General features: G+C 34.1%; 10 protein-coding genes. 1 reads left to right on the forward strand and 9 read right to left on the reverse strand.

The genetic code is table 11. From position 1 onward, the window contains the following. Positions 1-448: 448 nt before the first annotated feature. Positions 449-1,885, forward strand: a complete 1,437-nt coding sequence (locus tag IJE64_RS02845) for a hypothetical protein (protein ID WP_292781754.1) — start codon at positions 449-451, stop codon at positions 1,883-1,885. A 32-nt stretch (positions 1,886-1,917) separates the two neighbouring features. Here IJE64_RS02845 and IJE64_RS02850 read toward each other — a convergent pair whose 3' ends face one another. The 9 genes from IJE64_RS02850 to IJE64_RS02890 form a co-directional block, all read right to left on the reverse strand. Next, positions 1,918-2,340, reverse strand: a complete 423-nt coding sequence (locus tag IJE64_RS02850) for a DUF3021 domain-containing protein (RefSeq protein ID WP_292781757.1) — start codon at positions 2,338-2,340, stop codon at positions 1,918-1,920. An 8-nt stretch (positions 2,341-2,348) separates the two neighbouring features. Then, positions 2,349-2,789 carry a LytTR family DNA-binding domain-containing protein gene (locus IJE64_RS02855; RefSeq protein ID WP_292781760.1) on the reverse strand — a complete coding sequence of 147 codons (441 nt, stop codon included), beginning with the start codon at positions 2,787-2,789 and terminating at the stop codon, positions 2,349-2,351. Positions 2,790-2,792: 3 nt separating this feature from the next. Beyond that, positions 2,793-3,065 (reverse strand): 2TM domain-containing protein, encoded by a 273-nt coding sequence (locus tag IJE64_RS02860; protein WP_292781763.1) that lies wholly within the window; start codon positions 3,063-3,065, stop codon positions 2,793-2,795. After that, positions 3,066-3,332: a 2TM domain-containing protein gene (locus tag IJE64_RS02865; RefSeq protein WP_292781767.1), complete on the reverse strand. Its 267-nt coding sequence runs from the start codon at positions 3,330-3,332 to the stop codon at positions 3,066-3,068. It abuts the gene before it with no gap. Positions 3,333-3,469: 137 nt separating this feature from the next. Further along, complete coding sequence (locus IJE64_RS02870) at positions 3,470-4,168, reverse strand: diacylglycerol/polyprenol kinase family protein (RefSeq protein ID WP_292781770.1); 699 nt, start codon at positions 4,166-4,168, stop codon at positions 3,470-3,472. Continuing rightward, entirely contained in the window at positions 4,168-5,286 is a 1,119-nt protein-coding gene (locus IJE64_RS02875; RefSeq protein WP_292781773.1) for a tocopherol cyclase family protein, read from the reverse strand. Before IJE64_RS02875 ends, IJE64_RS02870 begins: the two co-directional genes overlap by 1 nt. Before the next feature lie 98 nt (positions 5,287-5,384). Next, the gene (locus tag IJE64_RS02880) at positions 5,385-7,478 is read right to left on the reverse strand and encodes a right-handed parallel beta-helix repeat-containing protein (protein WP_292781776.1); all 2,094 of its coding nucleotides are present in this window, start codon (positions 7,476-7,478) and stop codon (positions 5,385-5,387) included. A 221-nt stretch (positions 7,479-7,699) separates the two neighbouring features. Then, positions 7,700-7,801: a zinc-ribbon domain-containing protein gene (locus tag IJE64_RS02885; protein WP_292781779.1), complete on the reverse strand. Its 102-nt coding sequence runs from the start codon at positions 7,799-7,801 to the stop codon at positions 7,700-7,702. 8 nt (positions 7,802-7,809) lie between these two features. After that, positions 7,810-8,235, reverse strand: coding sequence for an EamA family transporter (locus IJE64_RS02890; protein WP_292781781.1), 426 nt, complete (start codon positions 8,233-8,235; stop codon positions 7,810-7,812). Between the last annotated feature and the right edge of the window lie 265 nt (positions 8,236-8,500).

Raw genomic sequence — 8,500 nt, forward strand, 5'->3', positions numbered from 1 at the left:
AAATTATTATTTTAAAGATTAAATTAATTTATATCATTAATTAATCAAAAATAATATGTTAATTGCTTTAAATATCCAAAATAAATTAAATTTATGTAATAATACTATGTATTATGATAATTATTCTAATAATAGTATAATTCATAACGATAAAATAAAAAAAAGATGTTATATTTTCTGAAATATTAAAAAATATACAAATAAATTTTAAAATAATAGATCTACATCAAATAATTAAAATATATCTTTAATAAACATATAAATATACAAGCGATAGGAATATTATTATATAATAATAAATAATAAAAATTAATATTGTAGAAAACATTTCTTTAACAATCTTAAAGGAGGTGAAATAATCAATCGAAAACATTTATCAATATCTATCTTCATATTTGTCATTTTAATATCGCTCAATAGCGCCAGTGCATCTGATTATGCCTCTCCATTGCAGGAAGCCGACGATTCCAACATTGATTTGGAAAAAATGATTTTGGATGCTAATGATGGTGATGAAATAACCATCGAACCTGGAACATACAAAATCCACAATATCAGCATTACAAAAAACCTTACGCTTCAGGGAAACGGCAATCCTGATGACATAATCATTGACGGTGAAAACAAATCCAGCATATTACTCATAAGAAATGATGCAGCCCATCTAACCTTAAAGAACTTGACATTCATTAACGGATGTACCGACAATTTCGGCGGAGCCGTTTCGATTGAAACCGGCCATGTTTATGTGGACTATTGCAATTTCATCAACAATACCGCTTTAGAAAACACAAATGCCGGTGCAATTTCAAATTACGGCACATCTGAGCAAAAAGGTTATCTTCTTGTAAACAATTCACTGTTTGTTAACAATCATGCAGACCACGATGGAGGCGCTATAACAACATGCTTTGCCAATTCATATATCTACAATAGCGTATTTATTGGAAATACTGCACACAGAGACGGCGGAGCCATTCGCGTAAGTGTCGGAGGATATGGTGTAGTTGAGGACTGCATATTCATGTACAATCATGCCGATGAGTGGGGCGGAGCCTATTACAGCTGGGCGAGCAACTCCATAATCAACAGATGCATTTTCATGAACAACACCGGAGGAACAAACGGAGGGGCAGTCATGGTTTCCGGAAACCTTACAATGACCAACTCAATAATTGTAAACAATACCTCTGAGAAAACAGGCGGATCATTTTACATCCAACAGCCGATGTTTGAAGCAATGACTGAAATCAATGTCCATGACAACCTAATCACTAACAACACCTCCCCATTGGGTAAGGAAATCTACATCAAATGGAGGCAAACCAAATATTTCTACCCTGACTTCAACAACAATGATTGGGGAGACGAAGACCCTACAGATAGTGACGTTATCGATCCAGATCATGTTACTTCCAGAAGCAAAGTAACTAGCACAAAACCATCTAGTTTATTAGACGAATTGAATTTGGATTTGTTGAACAGGCATGTCCAAAATATCAAGGATTATTTCCCAAAAAATTATTTTGGCGATGAAGAGGACACTCAAGAAGAGGACACTCAAAAACCACAGGAGAGCAATACTAATAATCTTAATCAAAACAGAAACCCACTTCCAGTTGATATTAACGACAAAACAAACAATACTTCCAACCAAAACATTAATATGAATTCAACCAATTCAAATCAGAATAACAATGAACAAACAGTAAATGGAACAAACGAAGCAGGATCTGATTCAAATGACCCCCATACAGCTAGTGAAATATTCGAACACGCTTCAGAAAAGAGCATTGCCCCAACAGCAATAGGCGTAATCCTTTTTGTAATTGTTGGAATAATTGCCTTAGCATATGGATATAAAAGAAATTCAAAAAAAGAGTAAATAGCTAAGCTATTTACTTTAATACTATTTTTTTAATTATTTAATTTATTGTTCAGGTCACGTGCGACCAGATAATAATAAATATAAAAACCACACCATGAAATGGCTGCAAATATGCATGCTATAATTATCCATTCTATGATGATTCCTATTCCCAAGTTAATCGGCATCCATTGAAGATAAATTGCAACAATAAACAATATGGTCATTCCAATACCCATCTGGAATGCTACCTGAAGCGGAAATGCAATGTCTTCCCTTTCATAGATAAGGCCAGTTAGAGAAAAGCCCCATCCAACCACTATGGATCCTAAAAATGCATTAATCACTGTTACTCCATTAAAATCAATGTTTTGAGGACCTCTTTCCAATGACATTAAAACCATGACAAGCATTACAATAAAACAACCAACGAAAGCACCCATTGCTAATCTCTTTATCAAATCTACTTTCATATTATCACCTACAAATCCAAAGCTTGTTTAAAATCTGGCAAGTATTTCCTTGAGATATTGTCTTTCAAGCCGTTCTTAAGTTGTATGAACATCATTCCCTTAAGTGAAGGAGCGACCCTTTCCACTTTTTTTAGATTGACAATGGTGGTTTTGGAAATTCTTACAAAATCGCTTCCCAAAGACTCCTCAACCTGATACAGCGGCTTTTTAATTAAGTATTCCCTATTATCAGTATAAACTTTAACTTGTTTATTTTCAACTCTGAACATATATACATCGCCAAATTCCAGAAGTGCAATATCAGACCCCTTTTTGACCGCCAACATATCATTTGCATCGTCACTTTCCAAAATTGACATTGCCTTTGTGATATTGTCAGTCAATTCATTGGTGTGTATATCTGCATAAGGCTCTTCAACATCTCTTGAAACAAACAGATTTACCTTCATGATTTAATTCCTTAATTTTTCCATTTCCTTTTGAATTTTCTGTTCCCTGTATTCTACACTATCAAACTTATCCATCAATACAAAAGCTTTTAGAAAACTGATGAAAACTCCAATTCCCCAGAAAAATATTGGGAACAATACCCACCAATAGTGAGGGGTCGCATACCAATTGATTACTGCAAGCATCGCATTAACTATAATGTATGAACAGAGATTTCTGTAGAATTTTATTTTTGCATCTGCACGTCTTTCTGCTATAACTCTTAAATCACTCATTTAATCACCCATTTTAGAAAGTTCTTTATCAATCATTTTTTCTCTGTAGTTTGGAGATACAACTTCGCTAAAAGGATATGCCTTAAAAAAGTCATTCAAAACACAAATTCCCCAGAAAAACATGACAAAAAACAGTAATGAAAAGCTTTGCAAGAATACAAAACAGATTACTGCAATTATACTATTTACAATCAAATATTTATATAGATTTTCTTCAAATTTAATTTTTGCATCTACTCGTCTTTCGGCTTCTTCTCTTAAATCCATCATATCACCAATTAGTTATTCGATAATATAACTTAGTAAAATACTATATAAATGGCTATTTGGCGATGTTTCCAAGATGCAGAATAAGTTAACTGAAATGCAAAAAACAAGTGTTGAAAAATTAAAAATTTAAGTGGCTATAATGCAGCCACCAGATAATATAGAATAGAAGTTATTGCCGGAACGGTTAAATTGTCGACTCCACCATAACTTAAAGCTTCACATACTGTTGCAACAGCAGAAATCATCAATATGTAACCCATATTAAATTCAGGCATAGCACATCCAATTGAAGAGAAAGTCATCCATACAAATACGCTCATTACAGATGTGATTACAAACATTGTAAGTGATCCTTCAACGGATTTTGTTCCTCCGAATACTGTGTATTTGAGTTTACCGAATTTTTGACCTATCAAAGCTGCAAAACCGTCACCGTATACCATAGGAACAATAGCCAAAGCTACAATCCATATGAAATGTTTAGGGTCATTTGCAGGAGCAATTGTTGTGAAAACTGCAATCAATATTGTCCAGATTCCAGCATAGAAAAATAGTCCTAATGCATGGCCGGATTCTGTGACGCTGTTTTCAATTTTGACAGGTGAATATTCAGTCAAGAAGAACAATGCGATTGTAATCGGCAGAGTTAAAAACCAAACCATCATCCATGGATCTGAGAAAAACGGCATGGCAAATATCATGTTACCTACCATGATATGCAGGAATTTACGTGAAACTTCAGGTCTTGTCTTTAAAACCATTTCAGCTACCACAAAAATGATAGCTACATAAATATATACGACAATTAACGCAAGGATGTCTGTGAATATCATTACTTATCATACTCCCCATATTCACATCCAGCATTTTCCATTTTCACATGATCGATTAAAGTTCCGTCCTTTTTGTACAGCTTGATTTCACCCCAACCGTTTCCACCATTCCATAAACGGTTGTGTCTTTTTTGGCCATCAGGAGCTTCGTAATTAATAAGTAACATTTCGTCACGTTTACAGTAAAGCACCATTTCCATTCTGGAATTTCTATTGCTTGCATTTACTCTCCATGTGTGAATTTCATCCCCTTCTTCGAAGTCAAAGTCGATTTTCACCATATTCCAGAACCTTGCAAAGTTGTATTCATACATTTTACCTTCATAGTAAAATCCAATTAACAATTTACGAGGTATTGAAATTCCAAATGCCTTAGGTCTTCCTCCACCAGCTTCAAAAGCGGAATTATTAAGTTTTTTGCCTGTTTTAAGGCTTGTCAAGTTACATGATGAAATCCAAAGCCATGGTGATGTAAAGTCTCCTCCCCAGTTCTTATCAGCATATCCAAAGGATTTTTCAGGAATCACCTCATATTCTTCACCATCAAGCCAGATAGTTCCGCTGTATTGGGTTTTAATTCCTTCAGCATGCCAAAACATTTCAAAAGAGTTTAATTTTCTAAACAATGAGCTTGCACCATAACCTACATTAAAAGTGATCTGTTTATCAATATCCAAATCCCACATCATTTCTCCAGCATCACACATGTATTCCGGATGGTCACGAGCATCTTCTTCGGATACTCTTGAAAATCCGCTCATGTGAGTTTCAGTTAGGCTACAATCCCCAACGCGAATGTTCAACTCATCATCAGGACAGTCAAAATATTTCATTGAGTAAAAATTATGTATTTGTTTTGGATTTTTACCCCATGCACCTGCTTTAATCATACAGTAAGACGGTTTTTTACCTGCTTCTTGATTTTCAGGCAATTGTCCAAGAGTAGGCTCTTCTTCAGCTAATGCTGGATTACATACAAAGTATTCAATAAAAAAAGGTCTTGGTTCGCCAGTTTTTTTATTATATGCAGTCAAGGAATGCCACCACCAATCATAACCCTTCTTGGCGAGCGGTCCTTTGAGCATGTAATAATTTCTTTTCAAATCACTTTTATTCATAATACTCCTCCAAGGTAAGATAAAAATAGTTATGTTTTAAATATATTAAATAATTTGTTATAAAAATCAATGAAAAAATAGAAAAAAAGAGATGATATCTACAGTTTTGATTTCATTTCCTTAATATCGTCACGATAGTAAAGACCGATTGTTAATATCATCAACAATACGATGAATGAAATTCCTGCAACTCTTACAATATCATCTTCATCGAAAATAATTTTTTTTGCAACAGATTGGGTTCCTGAGTTTGCATCAGATGCACTGCCCGCATCGGATGCACTGGCCTGTGAAGTTGTTGAAACACTTTCTAAAGACTGTGAAACATCATTCACTTGATTTTGTCCACCATTGGACGGATTCATATTTTGGCTGCTGGAGCTGTTTCCAGTATGTTCACTGTGTCTTTGATTAGAAGATCCGTTTCTACCATTTGAAGAATCTCCTCCATTTCCCTGACCAGTGCCATCGCCGTCGCCAGTGCCATCGCCAACGTCATCATACAATGGATCATATTCAATAGATGGATAGTCATAAGTTGGGGAAACTCCATTAGATGGATGCGCTGTATCTTTAACATCACCACTATATGTATTGTCCCTATGGGAACTGTCGGCGGTGGCTTTGATAACATCACCATCATTAGCATCAACTGTAAATACTCCAGTTCCTCCGCTTATGGTCATTGTGTATGTTTGGCCATTGCTTGTGTATGTCAAGGTCCTATCCGGAAGCAGACTTGCAATATTTCCATTTGAGTCATAAAATGTTGCCTGGAATAGATTTGAACCTACCTGTGAAACAACAAATTTTAGGTTATTGGTGCTGACTTTAGGACAAATCAGCATATTGTCAGTATACCAATTATCCCCAATCTCCAACTGCTTGCCATAATCATAATAATAGGTGTCCCTAGCTTCAACGGCCACATGGCTTGTATGGTGCATGACATTAAAGCTAATATCCTGATTTTCGGGTTTTAAGTATTCATCATTGAACTTGATGGCGACAACACTATTTGATATTTCATTGGATTGGATTACATTGTCTCCAATTTCAGTAATAGAAATTCCATTTTGAGAGTTATAACGAATATTATTTCCCTTAATGCTAACATTATTTCCAGCCTTATAAATGAAAATACCGTTGAAATAATTGTTATTGACAGTGTTGTTGTAGATATAGAGGTTTTTGGATGTTTCTTTATACCTGACCCCATCTATTTCATCTGTTACATAAATACCGTTTCTTGTGTTTTTATAAATGATATTTCCCTTAATATAGATTTCATTTGAATTGGCGAGTACAATTCCATTTTCACCGCTGGAACTGATATTATTATTGGTAATGTATGATTTATTAGCGCAAGCAATAGCTATTCCGTTGTTAGCGTTGTCCATTATCTTGTTTGAAGTTACATTTAAATAATTAACTTTCAAAGCAACTATTCCATTAGATTCTGTTTTGATTCTGTTATTTGCAATAGTGACATAATCGGAATTCTTAATTTCGATTCCATTGCCTTTTGCTAGAATATTAAAACCGTTGATTGTTGTTGAGGAGCTGCCTTTTCCAGAAATTGATATGGCCGGCTTATTGGAGCTTGAGTTCAATATCGTATTGGAATTACTCAATAAAGTCAATCTTTTGTTTATGACCAGATTAACATTCTCATAATACGACCCATTAAATAAAATAACATTGTTTGCCTTTGCAGAGTCTATGATTTTCTGGATTTCAGCATTGCTTAACCCCTCTTCGACAATGCGAGTATTGTTCATGACAATAGTGGTTGTCATGCTGCATGATTTATATTTTGAATCCCCGGCAAATTTTGTTGTTATCCTATATGTCCCATCTTTCAATTTTAATGGAATGCTGGCAACACCATTGCCGTCAGTAGTGCCATTATAAATCAGTTTACCAATGGCAAATGTTAAATCAGAATTGGAAATTGATTTATTTTTGCTGTCCAATAATCTAACCTTAAAACTGTCACCTACAACATCAAATGTTGTGTTACCTACAACATCAATATGTGTTTCAATTAAAGGACTGCTGGCCTTAAGCGATTGATTGTCATTAATAACATTAATGGACTTAACATCTGCAGAATTTTCATGTGCAACACTAAAATTTAGCGTTAATAACACAAATACAGTTAGTATGATAATAAACCCTTTTTTGTTCATGTTTCACCTCCTTTACGCTCAATTATAAAGAAGTAATTATTGATAATTATCCTTATAATATAATGTATAAATTTAATAGTATATATTATTGACCATTTTCAATTAAAATATAGTTAATATAGAAAAAAATAAGAATTAAATTTTGAAATGATTAAAGGAATGAAATTTGCTAGTTAAAAAATAAGTGATATGATTAATTATCCATATCAACAAAGAAATTCTTAAAAATCATCGTCTTCATCAATGCAATACATGTCATAACCGCAGTTTGGACAGTATTCTTCGCCCTCTTCTACCCATACGCCGCAAACAGGACATCGCATGAAATCACCTACAGATTAATCAACACCAAACCGAACATGCAAACGACAACACCAACAATCTGATTTAAGGAAACGTTTTCCTTATACAGGAAATACCCTACAAAAATCAAAACGCAGGCAAGGCCAATGTTTGCAACTACGCTTGCCGTACTTACAGTCCATCCTGCACGATACACGAATACATAACCGACCTCAAGGCCTACAATAGCCAATGCCAAAACAACTGATGTCCAGTTAATTTTGGAAATCTCAACACCGACATTCGTTGGACCGACAACATATACAAAAATTATGGCAGAAATAATCGCCGCAACCAGATAAGTAACCATTAATGCTCCAAAGGGATTTACATCGCCAGGCATTGATTTCATGCAAATATTATAAAAAGTATTTGAAAGAATAACAATTAAAATCGGCCAGATTAACCTCCACATTAATAATCACCTCAAAAAGAAATATCAAACAAATTTTGATAATACTACATATATAATTGAACCACCTCACCTTATGAAGGCAAGGATTCCTAGATTTTTCTTCACTTAATGGGACAATTAAGTATTTTCTAGGCAAACCCCGATGAACCAGCGGTTTAACAATTAATTAAAATCAATACTATTTTTAATTTATTGATTTGTTATTACTTGTTATGTATTAATTTAATTAACATACTATTTAAATCAAATCAGAGAGCGTTTGAAA

It is taken from the genome of Methanobrevibacter sp., from assembly GCF_017409525.1.
Lineage (GTDB): Archaea > Methanobacteriota > Methanobacteria > Methanobacteriales > Methanobacteriaceae > Methanocatella.